21 protein-coding genes are annotated in these 20,317 nt (G+C 71.4%); 8 read left to right on the forward strand and 13 right to left on the reverse strand.

The features are described from left to right. Positions 1–11: 11 nt before the first annotated feature. Positions 12–428, reverse strand: a complete 417-nt coding sequence (gene nrdI, locus HWD93_RS03015; RefSeq protein ID WP_022906556.1) for a class Ib ribonucleoside-diphosphate reductase assembly flavoprotein NrdI — start codon at positions 426–428, stop codon at positions 12–14. 108 nt (positions 429–536) lie between these two features. Further along, on the reverse strand, positions 537–770 hold the full coding sequence (gene nrdH, locus HWD93_RS03020; protein ID WP_022904483.1) for a glutaredoxin-like protein NrdH: 234 nt from the start codon (positions 768–770) through the stop codon (positions 537–539). A gap of 356 nt (positions 771–1,126) precedes the next feature. Between nrdH and HWD93_RS03025 the strand changes: the two genes are divergently transcribed. Together HWD93_RS03025 and HWD93_RS03030 are read left to right on the forward strand one after the other, a co-directional pair. Beyond that, positions 1,127–2,332, forward strand: a complete 1,206-nt coding sequence (locus HWD93_RS03025) for an MFS transporter (RefSeq protein WP_261645997.1) — start codon at positions 1,127–1,129, stop codon at positions 2,330–2,332. A gap of 121 nt (positions 2,333–2,453) precedes the next feature. Next, on the forward strand, positions 2,454–3,272 hold the full coding sequence (locus HWD93_RS03030; RefSeq protein ID WP_261645998.1) for an aldo/keto reductase: 819 nt from the start codon (positions 2,454–2,456) through the stop codon (positions 3,270–3,272). 5 nt (positions 3,273–3,277) lie between these two features. Here HWD93_RS03030 and HWD93_RS03035 read toward each other — a convergent pair whose 3' ends face one another. From HWD93_RS03035 to HWD93_RS03045, 3 genes are read right to left on the reverse strand one after another with little or no spacing between them, the layout of a single operon-like run. Further along, positions 3,278–3,499, reverse strand: coding sequence for a hypothetical protein (locus HWD93_RS03035; protein ID WP_070417913.1), 222 nt, complete (start codon positions 3,497–3,499; stop codon positions 3,278–3,280). Beyond that, the gene (locus tag HWD93_RS03040) at positions 3,496–3,732 is read right to left on the reverse strand and encodes a hypothetical protein (protein ID WP_022908468.1); all 237 of its coding nucleotides are present in this window, start codon (positions 3,730–3,732) and stop codon (positions 3,496–3,498) included. Before HWD93_RS03040 ends, HWD93_RS03035 begins: the two co-directional genes overlap by 4 nt. Before the next feature lie 47 nt (positions 3,733–3,779). Beyond that, positions 3,780–4,118, reverse strand: coding sequence for a hypothetical protein (locus HWD93_RS03045; protein ID WP_070417911.1), 339 nt, complete (start codon positions 4,116–4,118; stop codon positions 3,780–3,782). A 228-nt stretch (positions 4,119–4,346) separates the two neighbouring features. On the opposite strand from HWD93_RS03045, the gene HWD93_RS03050 reads away from it, so the two are divergent. Continuing rightward, positions 4,347–5,174, forward strand: a complete 828-nt coding sequence (locus tag HWD93_RS03050; RefSeq protein WP_261645999.1) for a hypothetical protein — start codon at positions 4,347–4,349, stop codon at positions 5,172–5,174. 63 nt (positions 5,175–5,237) lie between these two features. Further along, positions 5,238–5,759: a ribonuclease H gene (locus tag HWD93_RS03055; RefSeq protein WP_070417909.1), complete on the forward strand. Its 522-nt coding sequence runs from the start codon at positions 5,238–5,240 to the stop codon at positions 5,757–5,759. A gap of 3 nt (positions 5,760–5,762) precedes the next feature. Here the strand turns inward: HWD93_RS03055 and HWD93_RS03060 are convergent, their stop codons facing one another. Both HWD93_RS03060 and HWD93_RS03065 read right to left on the reverse strand, forming a co-directional pair. Then, positions 5,763–6,314 carry a GNAT family N-acetyltransferase gene (locus tag HWD93_RS03060; protein ID WP_261646000.1) on the reverse strand — a complete coding sequence of 184 codons (552 nt, stop codon included), beginning with the start codon at positions 6,312–6,314 and terminating at the stop codon, positions 5,763–5,765. A 5-nt stretch (positions 6,315–6,319) separates the two neighbouring features. Next, positions 6,320–8,908, reverse strand: a complete 2,589-nt coding sequence (locus HWD93_RS03065) for an RNA helicase (RefSeq protein ID WP_261646001.1) — start codon at positions 8,906–8,908, stop codon at positions 6,320–6,322. Positions 8,909–9,028: 120 nt separating this feature from the next. Here HWD93_RS03065 and HWD93_RS03070 point away from each other — a divergent pair, with 120 nt between their 5' ends. Next, positions 9,029–10,045, forward strand: a complete 1,017-nt coding sequence (locus tag HWD93_RS03070) for an LLM class flavin-dependent oxidoreductase (protein WP_092388340.1) — start codon at positions 9,029–9,031, stop codon at positions 10,043–10,045. Positions 10,046–10,465: 420 nt separating this feature from the next. Here HWD93_RS03070 and HWD93_RS03075 read toward each other — a convergent pair whose 3' ends face one another. Next, on the reverse strand, positions 10,466–12,925 hold the full coding sequence (locus HWD93_RS03075; protein WP_261646002.1) for a glycoside hydrolase family 3 C-terminal domain-containing protein: 2,460 nt from the start codon (positions 12,923–12,925) through the stop codon (positions 10,466–10,468). Positions 12,926–12,971: 46 nt separating this feature from the next. Further along, positions 12,972–14,240: an MFS transporter gene (locus tag HWD93_RS03080; protein ID WP_229085513.1), complete on the reverse strand. Its 1,269-nt coding sequence runs from the start codon at positions 14,238–14,240 to the stop codon at positions 12,972–12,974. Between the two features lie 133 nt (positions 14,241–14,373). Between HWD93_RS03080 and HWD93_RS03085 the strand changes: the two genes are divergently transcribed. Together HWD93_RS03085 and HWD93_RS03090 are read left to right on the forward strand one after the other, a co-directional pair. Beyond that, positions 14,374–14,964, forward strand: a complete 591-nt coding sequence (locus tag HWD93_RS03085; protein ID WP_083414008.1) for a TetR/AcrR family transcriptional regulator — start codon at positions 14,374–14,376, stop codon at positions 14,962–14,964. Between the two features lie 103 nt (positions 14,965–15,067). Then, positions 15,068–15,931 (forward strand): NAD(P)-dependent oxidoreductase, encoded by an 864-nt coding sequence (locus HWD93_RS03090; protein ID WP_261646003.1) that lies wholly within the window; start codon positions 15,068–15,070, stop codon positions 15,929–15,931. A 3-nt stretch (positions 15,932–15,934) separates the two neighbouring features. Here HWD93_RS03090 and HWD93_RS03095 read toward each other — a convergent pair whose 3' ends face one another. Then, complete coding sequence (locus tag HWD93_RS03095) at positions 15,935–17,542, reverse strand: methyltransferase (RefSeq protein ID WP_261646015.1); 1,608 nt, start codon at positions 17,540–17,542, stop codon at positions 15,935–15,937. Positions 17,543–17,628: 86 nt separating this feature from the next. Next, positions 17,629–18,003: a helix-turn-helix transcriptional regulator gene (locus tag HWD93_RS03100; protein WP_071295666.1), complete on the reverse strand. Its 375-nt coding sequence runs from the start codon at positions 18,001–18,003 to the stop codon at positions 17,629–17,631. 111 nt (positions 18,004–18,114) lie between these two features. Here HWD93_RS03100 and HWD93_RS03105 point away from each other — a divergent pair, with 111 nt between their 5' ends. Continuing rightward, positions 18,115–19,371, forward strand: a complete 1,257-nt coding sequence (locus tag HWD93_RS03105) for an MFS transporter (protein WP_261646004.1) — start codon at positions 18,115–18,117, stop codon at positions 19,369–19,371. An 18-nt stretch (positions 19,372–19,389) separates the two neighbouring features. Here the strand turns inward: HWD93_RS03105 and HWD93_RS03110 are convergent, their stop codons facing one another. Both HWD93_RS03110 and HWD93_RS03115 read right to left on the reverse strand, forming a co-directional pair. After that, entirely contained in the window at positions 19,390–19,833 is a 444-nt protein-coding gene (locus HWD93_RS03110) for a TIGR02611 family protein (protein ID WP_070417903.1), read from the reverse strand. Positions 19,834–19,963: 130 nt separating this feature from the next. Further along, positions 19,964–20,296 carry a TraR/DksA C4-type zinc finger protein gene (locus HWD93_RS03115; RefSeq protein WP_071295664.1) on the reverse strand — a complete coding sequence of 111 codons (333 nt, stop codon included), beginning with the start codon at positions 20,294–20,296 and terminating at the stop codon, positions 19,964–19,966. Positions 20,297–20,317 lie beyond the last annotated feature (21 nt).

The following is a 20,317-nucleotide window of genomic DNA, read 5'->3' on the forward strand; positions in this document are numbered from 1 at the left end:
CTGCGGCGACGTCAGATCGACGTCTGCAACTGCTGCGTCCAAAATGCATCCAATCCTGTGTTGACCGCTGACACGTCGTCAGGAGTCCCGAAGAGTTCGAATCTGTAGAGGACGGGGACGTTGCACTTGCGTGCGATGACGTCCCCCGCGAGACCGTAGGCCTCGCCGAAGTTCGTGTTGCCCCCGACGATCACGCCGCGGATGAGCGAGCGGTTGCGTTCGTCGTTGAGGAACTTGATGACCTGCTTGGGGACCGCTCCCTGCCCGTTGCCGCCACCGTAGGTGGGCAGCACCAACACGTACGGCTCGTCCACGTGGAGGAACGGGTCGTTCGGGTAGAGCGGGATCCGGTCCGCGTCACGGCCGAGCTTCTCGACGAAGCGTGCGGTGTACCCGGACACGCTCGAGAAGTAGACCAGTCGGCTCATGGTGCCCCTCCGATGAGAAGGTGCGGACAGACGGACCGTGGGTGTCCTGCGGTGGTGATCCGAGCCTCCTGAACGAGCTCGGGTCACCACCCGCGGACGTGGGTCGAACTACGCGAGTTCGGCGCTGAGCGTCGCGATCTTGTCGGGACGGAAGCCCGACCAGTGGTCGTCGTCCGTGACGACGACCGGCGCCTGCAGGTAGCCGAGGCTCTTGACGTGCTCGAGCGCGGCTTCGTCGGTGGAGACGTCGTGCACTTCGTACTGGATGCCCTTGTTGTCGAGCGCCCGGTACGTCGCGGTGCACTGGACGCAGGACGGCTTGGTGTAGACGGTGACGGCCATGATCTCCCCTGGTTCTGCTGTTGCTGTGGTGGTTGTCTTGATGCCTGTGTGCAGCAGGTTCCGGGAGGGGCCGCTGCGATGCCTCCACACTACATCTAGTGGCTGGCGGAGTCACCGACCACAAGAGGAAGTGTTACAGCCGTGTAGTTCTCCACAAGCTCCTCCACAGTGTGAACAGCTCGGAGAGGCCCGTGATTCCGCCATTCTCCAGCGGACCACCGACACTTCCCCACACCCGTGGACAGCATCGATCCACATGTGTGGAATCAGCGTGTCGGCGTGTCGCGGGCAGCTCGCCGTCCACACCTCCCCCGGACGGGTGACAGGGCCGTCCGTCCGGTCCGTACACTCGTCTCGTGAGCACGTACGGCCCCCTCCTCAAGACTCCCGGCGTGGGTCGCGTCATCGCCGCGCAGCTCACCGCACGGTTCCCCTTCGGCATGCTGTCGCTGGCCTACCTGCTGCACGTCGAGCACGTCTTCGACTCGTACGGTGCCGCCGGTCTCGTGCTCGCGACGACGAGCATCGGGCAGGCGATCGCGGGTCCGCTCACCAGCCGCTGGATGGGGAGCTGGGGCATGCGGCCGGTGCTCGTCCTGACGAGCCTCGTCGCGCTCGTGAGCATGGCCGTCATCGCGTTCTTCGTCATGCCGCTGTGGGCCTACGTGGTCGTCGGGTTCCTGGGCGGCCTCGCCGTCCCGCCCGTGCAGCCGGCGGTGCGCACCATCTACCCCAAGATGGTGACCTCGTCGCAGCTCACGCCCCTCTTCTCCCTCGACGCGAGCGCGCAGGAGCTCATCTGGGTCGCCGGCCCGGTCATCACGACGTTCGTCGCGACGCAGGTCGGCACCGTCCAGGCGATCGTCGTCGCGATGGTGTTCCTGGTCGTCGGCGGCACGTGGTTCATCGCGTCCCCCGAGCTCGGCCGCGTCCGCATCCCGCGGTCGAAGCGCGCGTTCGGCGTCGTCCTGAAGCGGCCGTCGGTCGTCGTCGCCACCCTCACCGGTCTCCTCCTCATCGGGGCCTGCGCCGCGGTCGAGGCGAGCGTCACGAGCGTCTTCGGCGAGGGCAGCCCGAACGCCGGCATCGTCCTGGCAGTGTTCGCGGTCGGGTCGCTCATCGGCGGCCTCACGCTGGGCCACCTGCCGATCTCGCGCAACACCCTGTGGACGCGCATGTCGATCGTGTTCGTCGGACTCGCGCTGGCCGTGGGCGGCACGAACTTCTGGTGGCTCTGCCTCGCCCTGGTCATCGCCGGCGCGGGCATCGCTCCGGCCCTCGCGGTCATGTTCGGCTCGGTCTCGGCGACGGTGAAGTTCTCCGACACGGCCGAGGCGTACGGGTGGATGGGCACCGGCCAGCTCATCGGTGCTGCGGGCGGTTCCGCGGTCGCCGGCTTCCTCATCGACAGTCAGGGGGCGACCGGCGGGATGATGGTCGGTGCCGTGATGGCCGCGGTGGGCGTCGTCCTGCCGCTCGTCACGAGGCGCTGGCTGCCCGACCTGCGTGGTCGCGAGCCGAGCCCCATCCCCGACACGGAGCCGGTGAACATCCCCACCTAGCCGCGAAACACGCGTGTTTCGACGTCCCGTGCGTCGATCGACGGGTGTCACGTCGATGACGTGGTGCGACGCCCAGCCTGGAGGCGCGGCACACCCCCGCCACGATCGGCAGGATGGGTGCATGGTCACCTCAGTCCCCCTCCGCGACGGCGCATCGATCCCCGCCGTCGGCTTCGGCGTCTACAAGGTCGACGACACCGAGGCCGAGACGGCGGTCGGTCTCGCGCTCGACGCCGGCTACCGGCACGTCGACACAGCCGAGATGTACGGCAACGAGACCGGCGTCGGGAAGGCGATCCGCGCCTCCGGGCTCGACCGTGACGACGTCTTCGTGACGACCAAGGTGTGGAACGACCACCAGGGGCGCGACGCGACCCTGCGGGCGTTCGACGCGAGCCTCGAGCGACTCGGGCTCGACACCGTCGACCTCTACCTGATCCACTGGCCGGCCGCGGCGAACGACCGCTACGTCGACACGTGGCGCGCCCTCGTCGAGCTGCGCGAGTCGGGGCGCGCGCGCAGCGTCGGGGTGTCGAACTTCCAGGTGCCGCACCTCGAACGGCTCATCGACGAGACGGGCGAGGTCCCGGCGGTGAACCAGGTCGAGCGGCACCCGTGGCTGCCGCAGCGCGACCTCACGGCGTTCCACGCGCAGCACGGGATCGTGACCGAGGCCTGGTCACCGCTCGGACGCGGGCGGCTCATCGACGAGCCGGTGCTCACCGGCATCGCGGACGCCCACGGGGTGAGCGTGGCGCAGGTGCTCGTGCGGTGGAACGTGCAGCAGGGGGTGGTGGTGCTGCCGAAGTCGGTGACGCCGTCGCGGATCCGGTCGAACCTCGACGTCGACGGGTTCGTGCTGAGCGACGACGACCTCGCGGCGATCGCGTCGCTCGAGTCGGGGCAGCGCACGGGGTCCCACCCGGACTCGGTGTCCTGACGCGCTCAGCCGGTCGGGAGCAGCCCACTGAAGGCGACCACGGCGATCCCGGTCCCCACGACTGCGAGGAAGATGCCGATCACCCGGACGAACCGCGGGGTGAGTGGCCTCCCGTTCATGAGCTCGTCGCCACCGATGGACTGCGCCCACCGGTTGAACACCGCGATCGTGACACCCCACAGCGCCGCGACGACCGCGCCGATGCCGAACCAGGTCGCGCCGGTCACCGCCCCCGCCTCCGCTCGATCTGCTGCCGGAGGTTCCGGACGAACACGACCTCCAGGGTGACCGCGATCGCCGTCAGGACGATCGCGAAGACGATGTGCGCGAGGTCGTGCCCACGGCTCAGCACGCTCAGCGGCAATCCGATGACGAGCGCCGCACAGACGACGACGTTGAACCACGCACCGACGACCCCGCCTGGGGTCCGACCAGTGCGCTCCATCCACGGAACCGGCATGCGCGGGACGCTACGCCGGCGGGCTGGGCGATCCGTACCCCGGAACCTCAGCCCCGACGGTCCTCCTCGGACTGCCACGGCAGGTGCAGGTCGCCGGGCTCCGGCTCGACGTCGCCCGCGTCGTCGGCGCCGCCCGTGCCCGGAGCGGCGACGATCCTCGACGGGTCGATGCCGTCCGCCTCGAGGTCGGCGCGATCACGCTGCGACGTCTGCGAGGCCTCGGTCTCCCGCTCGCTCGACGGGCTGTACGAGGTGTCGGCCGCGCGCTGCTCACGCTCTCCGACGCCGTCCGCGCCCTCGTGGTGTGCGGCCTCGCGCAAGGCGTCGGTGCGTGCGCGGTCGTCGGAGTCCTCGGGGCCCGGGACGTCGGGGATGCTGTCGCTCATGGCGCCGACCGTGGGCCTCGCTGCCCGTGCGACGCCCCCGGCAGTCCGATCGACGCACCCGACCGGTGGTCCGATCGACGCACCCGACCGGTGGTACGCCCGAGGGCGACCGCTCGATCCCGCAGCATCGGTACCGATCCGGTCACGAGCCCGGAACGCGCCTCGGCCCCACGCTACGATCGCCGCGGGCCAGGCGAGATCCGACGCCGGCCGGGGACGAGGGGGATCATGCGACGAGCGGTGACGAGGGGACGGACGACTGCGGTGGTGCTGCTGTCGGCGGTCGCAGCCATCGGACTGACCGGCTGCTCGGTGTTCAGCGGGCCCGATCCGGTACCGAGTCCGACCCGACTGGCCGTGCAGGGACCGGACGCCACCGAGCGACCGACGCCCTCCGCCTCCCCGACCCCCGAGCAGGTCCTCCCCGCCGGGACGGCCGCCGCCGAGACCGACGTCGTGTCGAAGACCGGGGACACGTCGATCCACGTGCGGGTCACCGCCGATGCCGGCGGCGTGTTCACGGTGCACCTCTCGGACTACCGGACGACGAACCCGCAGCCGATGTCGATCCAGTTCCGCCACCGCGTCGCCGGGTTCCAGGACGGCTACGACGCGGTCGCCCGTGGGTTCGTGCAGTGGGATCGCGCGTCCGGACCGCCCGATTCGTACACGCTCGACGCCGGTGCACGGCCCGACTACCTCGCGAGCGCCGTCCTGGTGCCGATGTCGTCCGGCGACGGCAGCAGCGACGCGGACCGTCCGTGGGTCGGCTCCGTGCTCGCGGTCGGCAAGCTGACGTGGAAGATCCCGAACCCCTACCCCGACCTTCGCGTCACCGTGGGAAACGCCCGCCCGGGTGCGTACGGGTACGTGAAGGACGTCGACGGCACGCCCACCTGGTACATGGTGTCGCACGGGGACGACCTCACCACGGTGTCGAAGCGCTTCGGCGTCACCCCGGCGCAGTTCGAGTGGATGAACCCCTACCTCGAGCTCCGCGGCGACAAGTGGCTCAACGAGGACGCCACCCTCAACATCTCCCCCGCGAACCGCTGACGCCGGGGGTCGGTCCGGTCCGTTACGGTTGACCAGCACTCGCCACACGCAGGAGGTCCCACCGTGACGATCGTCGCCGCAGCAGACGGCTCAGCACTCGGCAACCCCGGCCCGGCCGGCTGGGCCTGGTACGTCGATGACGACCGCTGGGCCGCCGGTGGGTGGCCGAACGCCACGAACAACCAGGGCGAGCTGACGGCCGTCCTCCAGCTGCTCCGCGCCACGAAGGACACCGGCGAGCCGCTGCACATCCTCTGCGACAGCCAGTACGCGATCAAGGCGTGCACCGAGTGGCTCGCGGGCTGGAAGCGGAAGGGCTGGCGGAAGGCCGACGGCAAGCCCGTGCTGAACGTCGAGATCATCAAGGAGCTCGACGCCGAGCTGCAGGGCCGAAAGGTCACGTTCGAGTGGGTCCGTGGCCACGTCGGGCACGAGATGAACGAGGCTGCGGACGTCCGCGCCCGTGGTGCCGCGACCGCCTACCAGCAGGGCACCGAGGTGCCGCACGGCCCGGGGTGGCCCGGGGTCGAGGTCACCGAGCCGGCCGCGCTGCCCGAGGCGACTCCGCCCGCGACCCTGTTCTGACCGTCAGAGCGGCCGCTCCGAGAGCGGCCGTTCCCAGAGCGCGACCGTGCTGACGAGGTGGTCGTACCGGTACGGCTTCTCCTCCCCCGTCGGCTCGTACCCGAGCGCCCGCCAGAACGGCTCCGCCACCGACGCGTTCGACGCGACGATCCCGAGGCGCAAACGGCGCGAGCGCTCCACGCCCGAGCGGCCCACACCCGAGCGCCCCGACGCCGCACGGACCCGCTCGACGACCGCGTCGTGCATCGCCCGCCCGAGCCCCCGACCCTGCTCGCCCCCTCGGACGACCAGCAGCCCGATGTACGCGACGGAGGGCGACGGGTACCCGAGCAGCACGTCCGCGAACGCCACGAGCCGCTCCCCCTCCCACAGCCCGAGCCCGACCTTCCCCGCCGGATCGAACCCGTCCGGCACCGAGAGCAGCGCGCTCAGCCCGTCGGACGGCCCCGGCGGGTACCCGGTGATCCGCAACGCGTAGTCCGGCACCGACTCGAGCAAGTCCTGCAGCGCGGCGACGTCACCGTCGGCCGAGGAGCCGCCGAGCTCGCGCACCACCGACATCAGTCGACGTCCACGTCCGACCAGCCGTCGAAGCGCCCGATCTCGGTGACCCGCACCACGGCCTCGCCCGCTTCGTCCGACGCGTCGAGGTCGATCGTGGCGGAGAACCCGAAGTCCTTGTCGCCGGCGGGGTCGGCGAAGATCTGCCGCGCACGCCAGATGCGCGCTGAGCCCGCCGCCCCGGACACCCCGGTGGCCCCGGCCTCGTCGAGCACCAGGTACTGCATGGACCGGGCGTCGGCACCCGTCCCGATCTCGTCGTGCGCCTCGTAGTACTCCTCGAGCACGGCGTCCCACGCGTCCTCGCCGAAGCCCGCCGCACCGTCCAGCGCCGCGAGTCCGGCGACGTCGTCGGCGGCGGCGAGCAGCACCCGCTGGAACAGGGCGTTGCGCACGAGCACCCGGAACGCCCGCGGGTTCCCGGTGAGCCGCGAGGGCTGCGGCGGCGCGATCTCCTCGTGTTCCTCCGACGCGAGCAGGACGTCACCGTTCAGCAGGGCCTCCCACTCGTCGACGAGCGAGGAGTCGGTCTGCTTGACGACCTCGCCGAGCCACTCGATCAGGTCGTCGAGCTCCGGGGTGCGCTGTTCGTCGGCGATCGTCTGCCGCATCGTCCGGTACGCGTCGGAGAGGTACCGGAGCACGAGCCCCTCGGAGCGGGTGAGCTGGTAGAACCGCACGAAGTCGCCGAAGGTCATCGCCCGCTCGTACATGTCACGCACGACGGCCTTGGGCGAGAGCGCGAAGTCGAGGACCCACGGCTGCTCGGCGGCGTAGGCCTCGTAGGCGGCCGTCAGCAGCTCGTCCAGCGGCTTGGGCCACGTGACCTCCTCGAGCAGCTCCATCCGCTCGTCGTACTCGATGCCCTCCTGCTTCATCCGGGCCACGGCCTCGCCGCGCTCCTTGAACTGCTGCTGCGAGAGGATCGCCCGCGGGTCGTCGAGGGTGGCCTCGACGATCGAGACCATGTCGAGCGCGTAGCTGGGAGACGAAGGATCGAGCAGCTCGAACGCCGCGAGCGCGAACGGCGAGAGCGGCTGGTTGAGCGCGAAGTTCGGCGCGATGTCGACGGTCAGCCGGTACTCCCCGTCGACCTTCTCGATCACCCGCGCGTTGATGAGCGTCCGTGCGATGGTCAGGGCCCGCCGGGCCATCGCGAGCTGCCGCGACCGGGGCTCGTGGTTGTCGAAGACGAGCGATCGGACGGACTCGAACGCCGAACCGCCGCGCGCGACGACGGAGAGCACCATCGCGTGCGTGATCCGCATCCGCGACACCATCGGCTCGGGCTCGGCCGCGATGAGCCGCTCGAACGACGCCTGGCCCCACGACACGAAGCCGTCCGGTGCCTTCTTCCGCTTGATCTTGTTCTTCTTCTTGGGGTCGTCGCCGGCCTTGGCGACCGCCCGGGCGTTCTCGATGTCGTGCTCCGGCGCCTCGGCCACGACGTCGCCCTCGGTGTCGTACCCGGCACGACCGGCACGACCGGCGATCTGGTGGAACTCACGAGCGGACAGCTGCCGCATCTTCGTGCCGTCGAACTTCGTCAGCCCGGTGAGCAGCACCGAGCGGATCGGCACGTTGATGCCGACGCCGAGGGTGTCGGTGCCGCAGATCACCGGCAACAGCCCGCGCTGGGCGAGCTGCTCGACGAGCCGTCGGTACTTCGGCAGCATGCCGGCGTGGTGGACGCCGATGCCCGCCCGGATGAGTCGGGACAGGGTCTGCCCGAACCCGGCGCTGAAGCGGAACCCGGCGATGGCCTCGGCGATCTGGTCTCGGCGTTCGCGTGACGCGACGCGCGCCGACATGAGCGCCTGCGCCCGTTCGAGTGCGGCGGCCTGGGCGAAGTGGACGATGTAGATCGGTGCCTTGCCCTCCTCGAGCAGCCGTTCGACCGTCTCCTGCACGGGCGTCATCACGTACTCGTACTCGAGCGGCACCGGACGCGAGACCCCGGTGACCCGCGCGGTGGGCCGTCCGGTCCGGCGCGAGAGGTCGTCCGCGATGGTCGTGACGTCGCCGAGCGTCGCGGACATGAGCAGGAACTGCGCCCGTTCGAGGACGAGCAGCGGCACCTGCCACGCCCATCCGCGGTCGGGGTCGCCGTAGTAGTGGAACTCGTCCATCACGACGACGTCGACGTCGGCGTCCGGTCCCTGCCGGAGCGCGAGGTTCGCGAGGATCTCCGCCGTGCAGCACACGATCGGGGCATCGGCGTTGACGCTCGAGTCGCCCGTGACCATGCCGACGTTCTGGGCGCCGAACAGCTCGACGAGCTGGAAGAACTTCTCGGAGACGAGTGCCTTGATCGGCGCCGTGTAGTAGCTCCGCTTGCCCTCGGCGAGCGCGGCGAAGTGCGCACCCGCGGCCACGAGTGACTTGCCGGTGCCGGTGGGCGTCGAGAGCACGACGTTGGCGCCGGAGACGAGCTCGATCACGGCTTCGTCCTGCGCGGGGTAGAGCGGGCGACCACCCTCGGCCGCCCAGGCCGCGAACGCCTCGTACACGGCGTCCGGGTCGACGACACCGTCGACCGCCGCCGGCAGGGCGGCGACGAGCGGGGGCTGGGTGGTGACGTCGGTCATGGGACCATCCTCCCAGGTGCATGGTGACGGACGGGAGGCGCGGGGCGGCGCCGACCCGCGCCTCCCGTCGGTCAGACGCGACGGGAGGCGCGGCTCGATACGCGCGCATAGACTCACGTCGTGCGCGAACTCGGCTTCCTCTCCTTCGTCCCGAACCACGGCGGCACGGCCGGCGCCGCCGCTGCCCTCGAGGACGGCCTGCGCCTCTTCGAGACCGCCGAGTCGCTCGGCTACGGCACCGGGTGGGTCCGGGGCCGCCACTTCGAGCCGTTCCTGACCAGCCCGATGACCTTCTTCGCGGCCGCCGCCCAGCGCACCAGCACGATCGGCTTCGGCACCGCGGTCCTCGGCATGCGCTACGAGGACCCGATCCGCCTCGCCGAGGACGCCAGCACGGTCGACCTCCTCAGCGACGGCCGCGTGCAGCTCGGCATCTCGACCGGCATCGCGGGCTACGGCCCGATCCTCGACCCGGTGTTCGGCGCGTCCGACCGCAGCTTCCGCGACGAGGCCGAGGCGCGCGCGTCCCGCCTGCTCGAGGTGCTGCAGGGCGAGCCGCTCGGCACCGCCGGCACGGGCTACGAGAGCATCCCGGCCGACGCCGACCTCACGCTGCAACCCCTCAGCCCCGGACTCCGCGACCGCGTGTGGTGGGGCGGCGGCAGCATGGGCACCGCGGTGCGGACGGCCGAGAAGGGCCTGCTGCTGCACTGCTCGACCCTGAACACCGAGGACACCGGTGCGCCTTTCGCCGAGGCGCAGGCGGACCAGATCGCCGCGTACCGCGAGCGCTTCGCCCAGCTGCACCCCGACCGCACCCCGAAGGTCGCCGTCGGCCGGATCGTGGTCCCGCTGCTCGACGACCACGACCGTGCCGTGCACGAGGAGTTCCTCACCGGGTACGCGAGCGGCATGGACGACGAGGGGCGCCCGCTCTCGGGGAACCCGCCGTTCCGCTTCAGCAAGGTCGTCTCCGGCGAGCCGTCGGCCATCGTCGACGCGCTGCTCGCCGACCCGGCCGTGCGGTCGACCGACGAACTCGTGATCACCCTGCCCGCGAACGGTGACGCCGCGTCGCACGAGCGGATCCTGCGCATCGTCGCCGAGGACGTCGCACCGGCCGTCCGAGCCCGGTGATGCAGGGCATCCGGCGGGCCCGCACCAGGTGGTGGTGAGGCTCCCCGGGAGCCCGGCCGGATGACCATCTCGTCCCTGATCCGCACGGGATGGTGCACCCATCGTTCCACCTACCGAGTGGTTTGTCACACCGGATTGCGGTTCGTGGACCGAAAAAGTGACGTTCGTTCACTGGTTTCTCCCAGACTGGCGGAAGTCAACCGGTTGGCACCTGCCCCGGACAAGCGAATGCGCCCCCGCGCGGACGCGGGGACGCATTCTGGACGCACCAGGGCCACCAGGGCTCCATCGGCCGGATCAGGAGACCGTGTCGCACGCATGGCGACCCAGTTCTCGGTGCGCGCGCCGACGGTAACCAGCCGCCTGGCGCAGATCGATGTTACTGAATGATCACGGCGTCAGCGCGGAAACCGGACGACTTCACGCGGATTGGACCGTCACGGTGCCGGATTCGTCCGACACCGATGCGCCGACGTGCAGCGTGAAGGTGCCGGACTCGTGGGCCCACGCACCGTCCCAGTGCGCGAACGCCCGGGCCGGGACCTCGATCGAGACCTCGGTGGACTCCCCCGCGTCGAGCCGCACGGGCGCGAACCCGACGAGCCAGCGGACCGGGCGGTCGACCGCCGAGGACTCCCGCGACGCGTAGACCTGCACGACGTGCTTGCCGGCCCGGTCGCCCGTGTTCGCGACGGTCGCGGTGACGATGACCGCGTCGCCCTCGCGGACGGTCGGCGTCGCGGTGACGCCGTCGATCGTCCAGGTCGTGTAGCCGAGTCCGTGGCCGAACGGGTACGCCGGCTCGGTGCCCGCGCGGAGCCAGGCCCGGTAGCCGATGTGCACGCCCTCGTCGTAGGACACCTTGCCGTCGACCGGGGTGACGTCCAGCACGGGGACGTCCGCCATCGCGACCGGCCAGGTGGTGGGCAGACGGCCGCCCGGCTCGCGAGCACCGGTGAGGACGTCGGCGAGCGCGTTGCCGTACTCCTGCCCGCCGAACCACGTGAGCAGGACCGCGGCGACGTCGTTCCGCCACGGCATCTCGACCGGCGAGCCGGCGTTCACGACGACCACGGTGTTCGGGTTCGCCGCGGCGACCGCGCGGACCAGGTCGTCCTGGTGACCCGGGAGCGCGAGCGAGGAGCGGTCGTAGCCCTCGGACTCGACCTTCGAGTTGGTCCCGACCACGACGACGGCGATGTCCGCCCCGGTCGCGGCGGCCACGGCCGCGTCGATCAGCACCGACGGGTCCTCGTCGCTCGGCTCGGTACCGAACTGGTACGCGAGCACGCCGCCGAGGGTCTCGTCCTGGATGACGTCGTACTCGATGCGGATCGCGACGTCCTGGCCGGCCGTCACCGACACGGGCACCGACCGTGCTGGCGGGTTGAGGAACGCGGCGCCGAGCTGGTCGCCCTCGAACGGGACGTCCTCGTCGAGCACGAGCTCGCCGTCGATCCACATGCGCGAGCGACCCGCTGCGCCGATGCCGATCCGGACCGTGCCGGTGGACGGCGCGGTGTAGGTCGTGGTGATGTCGAGCCGGTCGGCCTCGCGCGTGGGGGCGTCGCCGCCGAACCAGAACAGCGCGGTGGCACGGCGGTCCTCGACGTACAGCTCGGTCCCGTCGCGCACGAACGCGACGCGGGCGCCGGGCTCGCCGGTGCCGGGGTTGGTGATGGTGGACAGCGGGAACTCCGCGATGCCCTCCTGCACGACGGCACCGATCGCGTAGTCCACCGTGGCACCCGGGAACGCCGAACGGATCCCGTCGAGCGGCGAGACGACCTGCGACGGCACGACCGTGGCCGAGCCACCGCCCTGCGTGCGGGCCTGGTCGGCGTTGTGGCCGATCACGGCGATGTGGGAGACGGCGGGCGCGTCGAGCGGCAGCACGCCCGTGTTGCGGACGAGGACGGTGCCCTCGGCCTCGGCTTCGCGGACGAACGCGACGCCGTCCTCGACGTGCACGGGCTGCGCGGCCACGGGCTCGAAGCCCTCGAGTGCGCCGACGCGGGCGGCGAGGGTGAGGATGCGGCGGACCTTGCGGTCGATCGCCTCGATCGGCACGTCGCCGGACTGCACGGCGGCGAGCAGCGGCCCCTCGCTCCACCACTGGTTCGGCCCGGGCATCGCGACGTCCTGGGACGCCTTCGCCGAGTCGACCGAGCGGACACCGGTCCAGTCGGAGACGACGATGCCGTCGAAGCCCCACTCGGAGTTCAGCGGCGTCTCGAGCAGCTCGTTCTCGGAGGCGGTGACGCCGTTGATCGAGTTGTACGACGACATGATCGCCCAGGCGTGCGCCTCGGTCACGGCCTTCTCGAACGCGAGCAGGTACAGCTCCCGCAGGGCACGGTCGGAGACCTCGGTGGACGCGGTGAAGCGGTCGGTCTCGTAGTCGTTCGCGATGTAGTGCTTCGGGGTCGCGGCGACGCCGTTCTCCTGCACGCCCTCGACGTACGACGCCGCCAGGTCACCGGTGAGCACCGGGTCCTCGCTGAACGCCTCGAAGTGCCGGCCGCCGAGGGGCGAGCGGTGCAGGTTGATGGTCGGGCCGAGGACGACGTCGACACCCTTGCGGCGGGCCTCGACGGCCGCTGCGGCGCCGTAGCGCTTCGCGATCGCGCGGTCCCACGACGCGCTCAGCGCCGTCGCGGACGGCAGGTTCAGCGACGGGTCGCGCTCGTCCCAGACCTCACCGCGGACGCCGGACGGGCCGTCCGACATGAGGATGCGGCGCAGCCCGATCTTCTCGATCGGCCAGGTGGTCCAGAAGTCGCGCCCGGTCAGGAGCTGCACCTTCTCGTCGGTGGTCAGCTGGCCGACGAGCGCCTCGATGCGCTCGGCCGTACTGGAGGCAGTTGTCACGTCGTCCACGGTAGTCACGGTGGTCGGTCCTTTCGTTCAGAGCCAGAACAGGTGGTCAGCGCACGCCGCGGATGCGGGACACCGAGGCGATGCCGAGCAGTCCGACGACGGCGCCGGTGATGAAGAAGCCGCTGTACCCGCCGGTGAGGGCGATCACGCCGGGGGCGGAGGCGGGGACGATCGACTGCGGCAGGGCCTGCGCGATGTTCACCACGCCGAGGTCCTTCGCGTTGTCCTCGTCGGAGGGGAGCACGTCGGTGATGAGGGCGAGGTCGACGGCGTAGAAGACACCCATGCCGGCGCCCATCACGAACTCCCCGACGAGCACCATGCCGAGCGACGGCGCGAGTGCGATGAGCACGAGGCCCACCACGCCGACGACACCGGCCACGGCGACGAAGAGCTTGCGGCGGCCGAGCCTGTCGGACAGCCACCCGGCGACGAGGGACGTGAGGACGATCCCCACGACGTTCCACAGCGTGCCCTGGAACACCGCGTTCGCGACGTGCTCGGACTCGACGCCGATGTCGTCGCGCAGGAAGTAGGTCAGGTAGCTCACCGCGGTGTACTGCGCGGCGACCATGAGGAAGCGGGTCAGCCAGGCCCAGCCGAGGTCGGGGTGCTTCACCGGGTTGAACACGAACGACCCGAAGACCTGCCCGACGCTGAGCTTCGACGTCGGCCGGTTGGTGAGCACGCGGTCGCGGAACACGAGCGCGTAGAGCACGACGACGATCGACCCGATCGCGCCGGGGATGATCATCTGCGTCGCCGAGGTCGAGAAGAGCTGCACGAGGAACGTGCCGCCGACGAGCGCGAGGTTCTGGGAGAGCCCGAGCAGCGCCGCGACCCGGCCGCGCTGGGAGCGCGTGACGTGGTCCGGCATGACGGCGGTCAGCGCCGCGATGGTGGCGTTGTAGGCGATCTGCGTGACGCCCCACGCGAGGACCAGCACGACGGTCGAGGTGGTCGTCGCGACGACCACGAGGCCCGCGAAGCCGACCACGGTGCCACCGATGATCCACGGACGACGCATGCCGAGCCTCCCGGCAGTCCGATCGCTGAAGCGACCGGCAAGGGGGTTGGCGACCATCGCGGCGAACGCGCCCACACCGAGTGCCAGGCCGAGCACGCCCGCCTGGTTGTCCGGCGCGATCTCGGCGACCTTCAGCGCCATGGCGACGAGCACCGGCGGCAGCAGCGCGATGTACAGGCCGAGCATCGCGATCGGCATGCCGAGCGTGTACATGAGCGGATTCCCCCGGCCGCGCGTGGGGGCGACGGCGGTCGGGGTGTCGTTGACGGTCAGGGCATCGTTGGCCACTGCAACCTCTTCTCGGGGACGCCGCCTGCGTCGGCGACTCGCACGCCTTCGTCGGCGGCTCGTGCCACCGTAACACCAAAACCAACCGGGGCTAGGTTTTCTGGGCGGTCGCCGAGAGCGGTACAGTCCTGCCATGGCACGACGGGGTTCGTACGCGAAGGGCATCGCGAAGCGCGAGGAGATCCTCACGACGGCGCTCGACCTCGTCGCGTCGCAGGGCTTCCGTCGCACGAGCATCAAGGACATCGCCGATGCCGTCGGGCTGACGCAGGCCGGGTTGCTGCACTACTTCGACTCGAAGGACGAGCTCTGGGTCGAGATCCTGCGGCGCCGCGACGAGATCGACCTGCAGCACGACTGGCACGCCCCGGACCCGGCAGCGCTGCTCGCCGCGATCGTGCGGCACAACGCCGAGGTCCCCGGCCTCGTGCAGATGTTCGTCAACCTCTCCGCCGCGGCCGCGACCGACCCGGAGCACCCGGCGCACGAGTACTTCCGCGAGCGCTACGAGCGCAGCCGCCGCGACCTGTCCTCCGACTTCCGCGCCATGCAGGAGGACGGACGACTCCGCGTCGACGTCGACGTCGAGGAACTGACGAGCGTGCTGCTCGCGGTCTCGGACGGCATGCAGATCCAGTGGCTGTTCGACCCGACGCGGGACATGGCACAGCACGTCGAGCTCGTCGCACGGCTCGCGATCGCCCAGGTCGCCCCCACCGCCTGACCCCGGGCAACGGGGTACGGACAGGGCCTGGTCGGGTCAGGTCGCGCCGGGCAGGATGGAGCCAGCCCGCGAGGGCGACCCGACGACGATGTGGAGTGACGCGATGACGCGTGTAGTGGTGACCGGCGGCAGTGGGAAGCTCGGGCGAGCGGTGGTGCGCGACCTCGATGCGAAGGGGTACGACGTGGTCCTGGTCGACCGCGTGCCCTTCCCCGACAAGCCCGAACGGGTGCAGTTCGTCCGCACCGACCTCACCGACCACGGCCAGGTGCTCAACGTCCTGCTCGGCGTCGACGACCGGTACGACCACGTCGACGCCGTGGTGCACCTCGCCGCGGTCCCCGCTCCCGGGCAGGTGCCGGACGTCGCGCTCATCACGAACAACGTGACGTCGTCGATCAACGTCTTCCACGCCGCTCGTGCCGCGAAGATCAAGAACCTGGTGTGGGCGTCGAGCGAGACCCTGCTCGGCATCCCGATGGGCGAGCACCACCCGCCGTACCTGCCCGTCGACGAGGAGTTCGCGGTGCGCCCGCAGTCGTCGTACTCGCTCGGCAAGGCGGTGGAGGAGGAGATGGCCCGCCACTTCACCCGCTGGGACCCGGAGCTGAAGATGATCGGTCTGCGGTTCTCGAACGTGATGGACGAGACCGACTACCCCGCGTTCCCCTGGGACGCCACCCCCGAGGCGAAGACGTTCAACCTCTGGTCGTACATCGACTCCCGCGACGGCGCCCAGGCCGTGCGCAAGGCCCTCGAGGCCGAGCTCACCGGGTTCGAGGCGTTCGTGATCGCGAGCCCGGACACCGTGATGGACACTCCGACGATCGAGCTCGTCGAGCGCTACGTGCCGGACATCGAGCGCCGCGCGGACATCGACGGCGTCAGCTCGCTGCTCTCGTCGGAGAAGGCCCGCGAGCTGCTCGGCTACGCCCCCGAGCACAGCTGGCGCGACCACCGCGCCTGATCGTCAGGCGGCCGGGACGAGCAGGCCGTCGAGCACCAGGTCGCGCGCCGCCGGCAGCAGGTCGGCGGCGAGCACCTGCTCGTCCACCCCGGTGATCTGCGCGAGGGCGCCGACGATCGCCGCCACCGACAGCTCCCCGTCGCAGGCCCCGACGAACGCGGCGAGCGCGGTGTCGGCGTCCACGCGGCGTCCGAGTCCGCCGCCCTGCACGAGCGTCATCACGGTCGGGTCGTCGTTGCCCGGCCAGTAGAAGCGCTCCTCGGTGACGTCGCCGGCGACCGCGAGGTGGGCGGCGGCGAGCGCGACGTCGTCGTGCGCGGCGAGCCACGCGGCCGCGTCGAGGACCCGCGCGACCGTCGCGCCGAGACCCGCGGGGTTGGAGCCGAGCGTCTCGGGGACGCGCTCGAAGCGGCGGAGGTGCGCCGCGCCTCTCCCCACGGGCTCGGCCGCCACGTCGCTCCGCAGGCTCCGCGACGCGCCGGAACCGGCCCGCGTGGGCCCCGGCCGAGGCTTCCGGACCACGACGTACCCGAAGCCGACGCCGGTCACCCGACGGTCGGCGAAGTCGTCCAGCCAGGCGCCGACCAGCCGGTCGAACTCGGGCGTCCCGGGCTTCGTCCCGCCGTCCCGGATCCACGTCTCGGCGTAGGCGGTGGGGTCCTGCCGTTCCCGCTCGATGACCCAGGCGTCGAGCCCGAGTCCGTCGGCGTCGGCCCGCTCGAACCAGGACCGCACGCGGTCGAGGCCGTCCGTGCCCCAGTGGTACTCCCAGTTGCCGAGCAGCTGCGCGGTCCCGCCGGGTTCGAGGTGCTCTCCGAGTCCGGTCAGGACGGTCTCGACGAGGGCGTCGCCGACCATGCCGCCGTCGCGGTACTCGTAGGCGGGAACGCCCTCGCTGCGGGGCGTGATGACGAACGGCGGGTTCGAGACGATGCGGTCGAAGCGCTCGCCCGCGACCGGCTCGAACAGGGAGCCGAAGCGGAACTCGATGCCGTCGATGCCGTTGAGCTGCGCGTTGAACCGGGCGATGTCGAGGGCCCGGCGCGAGATGTCGGTGGCGACGACCTCGTCGGCGAAGCGTCGGGCGTGCATCGCCTGGATGCCGCAGCCGGTGCCGAGGTCGAGCACGCGGCGGACGGGTACGGGGACCTGCAGGCCGGAGAGCGTCGTGGTGGCACCGCCGATCCCGAGGACGTGCTCCTCGCCGAGGGCCGTACCGAGTGCGAGTTCGCCGAGGTCCGAGACGATCCACCAGCTGCCGGCACCGAGGTCGTCGACGAAGGCGTAGGGGCGGAGGTCCACGGCTGGGGCGACGGAGTCGGCGTCGACGCGGACCAGACCGCTCGCTTCGACGGACTGCACGCCGGCGGACGGGAACGCGGCGTCCGCGTCGGCGCGGCGGACCGGGAGCCCGAGCACGAACAGCGTCGCGAGGGTGCCGAGCGGTGTCGTGTCGCGAGCGGCGAGCGCCCGGAGCGCTGCGACGCGCGAACCGCGGTGGAGCGACGCGGCGGCCTCGGCACCCCACAGGGCGTCGACCCGCTCGACCGTGAACCCGGCGTCGGTCAGGTCCTGGCGCAGCGCGTCGGTGACGGCGGCGTCGGCACCGATCGTCGGGAGCGTGTGCGGGGGCCGGGCGGACGCGGCGGAGGCGGCGGAGTCGGCGGAGGCGGCGAAGTCGGCGGAGGCGGCGGCGTTCACGCGGCGCCCTCGACGAGGTCCGTGCGCATGAGCGCAGCGGGGACCTCCCACGCGAACACGAGGTCGAGGAGCCCGGGGAACCGCTGCTCGACGTCCTCGATGCGGACGCGGCTCGACCGGGTGAGCCCCTCCTGGTGCTGCTCGAGGAGCCCGGCCTCGCGCAGGACGCGGAAGTGGTGGGTCAGCGTGGACTTCGGCCGGTCGATGCCGACCCAGCCGCAGCTGCGGATGCCACCGGCGGCGTCGACGAGGTAGCGGTGCAGGATCGCGAGCCGGATCGGGTCGCTCAGGGCGTCCATCACGACCGGCAGGTCCATCTCGGCCACGGTCGGCTGCGGCAGGTGTTCGGGAGCATCCACGGTCGCGGGCATGGACGGGACGCTACCACCGTTCCGCTCGTAGTACGACTTGCGTCGTACAGCACGACTCGATACTGTACGACTCTCTTCGTACTGTCCCGCTCGCAACGGAAGGTGGCGCACATGGCGCAGTCAGCTCGCTCGGTCGCCGGGTTCTGGATCCTCGCGGCGATGCTCCTCGTGTCCGTCGCCTCGTCAGCGGTCCCCTCGCCGATCTACCCCGTGTACGCCGCCGAGTGGCACCTCACCCCGCTCATGCTCACCGGCGTGTTCGCCATCTACGTCGCGGGGCTGCTGGCCAGCCTGCTCGTCGCCGGGCGCCTGTCCGACCACGTCGGCCGCAAGCCCGTGCTCGTCGTCGGCGGCCTCGGCGTCGCGCTGTCCCTCGGGCTCTTCGCGGTCGCGGACGGTGTCGGCGCCCTGATCATGGACCGCATCGTGCAGGGCGTCTCCGTCGGACTGCTCATCGGCGCCCTCGGAGCAGCGCTCATCGACAACTCGCTCGAGCGCTTCCCCACCCTCGCCGGGGTGCTGAACGGCGTCATCCCGCCGATCGCCCTCGCGACCGGTGCGATGTCGAGCGGCGCCCTCGTGCAGTGGGGTCCCGCGCCGGAGCAGCTCGTGTACCTGCTCTTCGGGGCGCTGCTCGTCCTCATGGTGATCGCACTCGTCGTCGTCCCCGAGCGGGTCACCCCGCGACCGGGTGCCCTCCGCTCCCTGGTCCCCCGGATCAGCGTGCCCCGGTCCTCGCGGCGGCTGTTCCGCAGCGTCGCCGGGTCGCTCATCGCGAGCTGGGCCCTCGGCGGGATGTTCCTGTCGCTCGTCCCCTCGGCGCTGGGCGCGGTCTTCGGCATCACGAACCACTTCGCCGCCGGTGCCCTGATCGCCGTCGTCACCGGGGTCGGCGCGCTGACCGGTCTCGCGACGCAGCGGATGGACGCCCGTCGTGCGGTCCTGATCGGCCTGGTCGCCCTCGTGCTCGGACCGATCGTCACGGTGGCGTTCGTGATGGCGCACTCCCTGCCCGGGCTCGTCGTGGGCAGTGCGATCGCGGGCGTGGGCTTCGGCGCCGGGTTCCAGGCACCGCTGCGGATGCTGCTCGCCACCGCGGCACCGACGCACCGTGCGGGGCTGCTCTCCACGATCTACGTCGTGAGCTACCTGGCGTTCGGCGTGCCGGCCGTCGTCGGAGGGCTGCTCGAGCCGACCGTCGGGCTCGTGCCGGTCATCGCCGGGTACGGGGCGTTCATCGTCCTCGCCGCGGTCGTCGCCCTCGTGCTGCAGCTCGTGTCGCGGGACGCCGCCGCGGTCGAGGAGCAGGCCGCCGAGGTGCTCGAGCGCACCTGCACCGGCTCGGTCCGGGTGTCCCCCGCCGAGTAGGCGCGACGGGCGCTCGCCTCAGTGCCCGGGGCGCGCCCGCTTCGCGCCGCGCCCGCGCACCCCGACCGTCCGGGCAGCACCGGTGTGCGCCGCGTCGACGTCCGCCTTGCCGCGGTCGGCGGCGTTCCGGAGCCACTGCGGCCCGTGCGCCTTCGCCCAGTCCCAGAAGCGGTGCAGCTGGGCACGGAGCCACGTGATGATCCGGTGGAAGAAGTGGAACTCGCTCGCGAGGATCGTGAGCCCGATGAAGACCACCAGCCATCCCGGCCCGGGCAGCGGCACGAGGATCAACCCGATCACGACGACGAGCCCGCCGACGATCCCGACGAGCACCTTGTAGAAGAGGTGCAGGTGGGGACGCGCGTGGATCCAGGCGCGGACGTCGTGGAACCACTGGAACCGCCGGTGCGGCGTCTCGGCACGTTCGACCGCGTCGGTCCGGTCGTTCGGGTCGCCTTCCATGTGCCGCAATGTAGGGCGCGCGGCTGGGAAACCGCGGCGCGCGCGGTGGACGTGCGGTGCGTCCGTGACGGGAGGCGCGTGGCGGGGCCGACCCGCGCCTCCCGTCAGACGGTGCGGGCCAGGAGGCGCGTCACGCGTGCGCCACGCACGTCGCGGCCCACGGGACGGCGGCGAGGCGTGCCTCCGGGATCGGTTCCCCACCGACCGCACAGCGGCCGTAGGTCCCGGCGTCGAGCCGCGCGAGCGCGGCGTCCACCAACCGGATCCGCTCGCGGGCGTCGTCCCGCACGGCGCCGAGCGAGCCGCGCTCCCACGCGAGGGTCGCGCCCTCGGGGTCGTGCTCGTCGTCGGAGTTGGCGTCCTGCCGGGCATCGCTGACGTCCCGCATGCTCCGCTCGACGTCCGCGAGGAGCCGCTCGTTGCGCGCCCGCTCCGCGACCAGTGCCTGGCGAGGGTCGTCCATGCCGGACACCGTAGTCGGCCC

Source organism: Curtobacterium sp. C2H10, from assembly GCF_025407985.1.
Classification (GTDB): domain Bacteria; phylum Actinomycetota; class Actinomycetes; order Actinomycetales; family Microbacteriaceae; genus Curtobacterium.

Coding starts and splice junctions, on each gene's coding strand:
- nrdI (WP_022906556.1), bottom strand. CDS start 428: ATGAGCCGACTGGTCTACTTCTCGAGCGTGTCCGGGTACACCGCACGC.
- nrdH (WP_022904483.1), bottom strand. CDS start 770: ATGGCCGTCACCGTCTACACCAAGCCGTCCTGCGTCCAGTGCACCGCG.
- HWD93_RS03030 (WP_261645998.1), top strand. CDS start 2,454: ATGGTCACCTCAGTCCCCCTCCGCGACGGCGCATCGATCCCCGCCGTC.
- HWD93_RS03040 (WP_022908468.1), bottom strand. CDS start 3,732: ATGCCGGTTCCGTGGATGGAGCGCACTGGTCGGACCCCAGGCGGGGTC.
- HWD93_RS03045 (WP_070417911.1), bottom strand. CDS start 4,118: ATGAGCGACAGCATCCCCGACGTCCCGGGCCCCGAGGACTCCGACGAC.
- HWD93_RS03050 (WP_261645999.1), top strand. CDS start 4,347: ATGCGACGAGCGGTGACGAGGGGACGGACGACTGCGGTGGTGCTGCTG.
- HWD93_RS03065 (WP_261646001.1), bottom strand. CDS start 8,908: ATGACCGACGTCACCACCCAGCCCCCGCTCGTCGCCGCCCTGCCGGCG.
- HWD93_RS03085 (WP_083414008.1), top strand. CDS start 14,374: ATGGCACGACGGGGTTCGTACGCGAAGGGCATCGCGAAGCGCGAGGAG.
- HWD93_RS03090 (WP_261646003.1), top strand. CDS start 15,068: ATGACGCGTGTAGTGGTGACCGGCGGCAGTGGGAAGCTCGGGCGAGCG.
- HWD93_RS03100 (WP_071295666.1), bottom strand. CDS start 18,003: ATGCCCGCGACCGTGGATGCTCCCGAACACCTGCCGCAGCCGACCGTG.
- HWD93_RS03105 (WP_261646004.1), top strand. CDS start 18,115: ATGGCGCAGTCAGCTCGCTCGGTCGCCGGGTTCTGGATCCTCGCGGCG.
- HWD93_RS03110 (WP_070417903.1), bottom strand. CDS start 19,833: ATGGAAGGCGACCCGAACGACCGGACCGACGCGGTCGAACGTGCCGAG.
- HWD93_RS03115 (WP_071295664.1), bottom strand. CDS start 20,296: ATGGACGACCCTCGCCAGGCACTGGTCGCGGAGCGGGCGCGCAACGAG.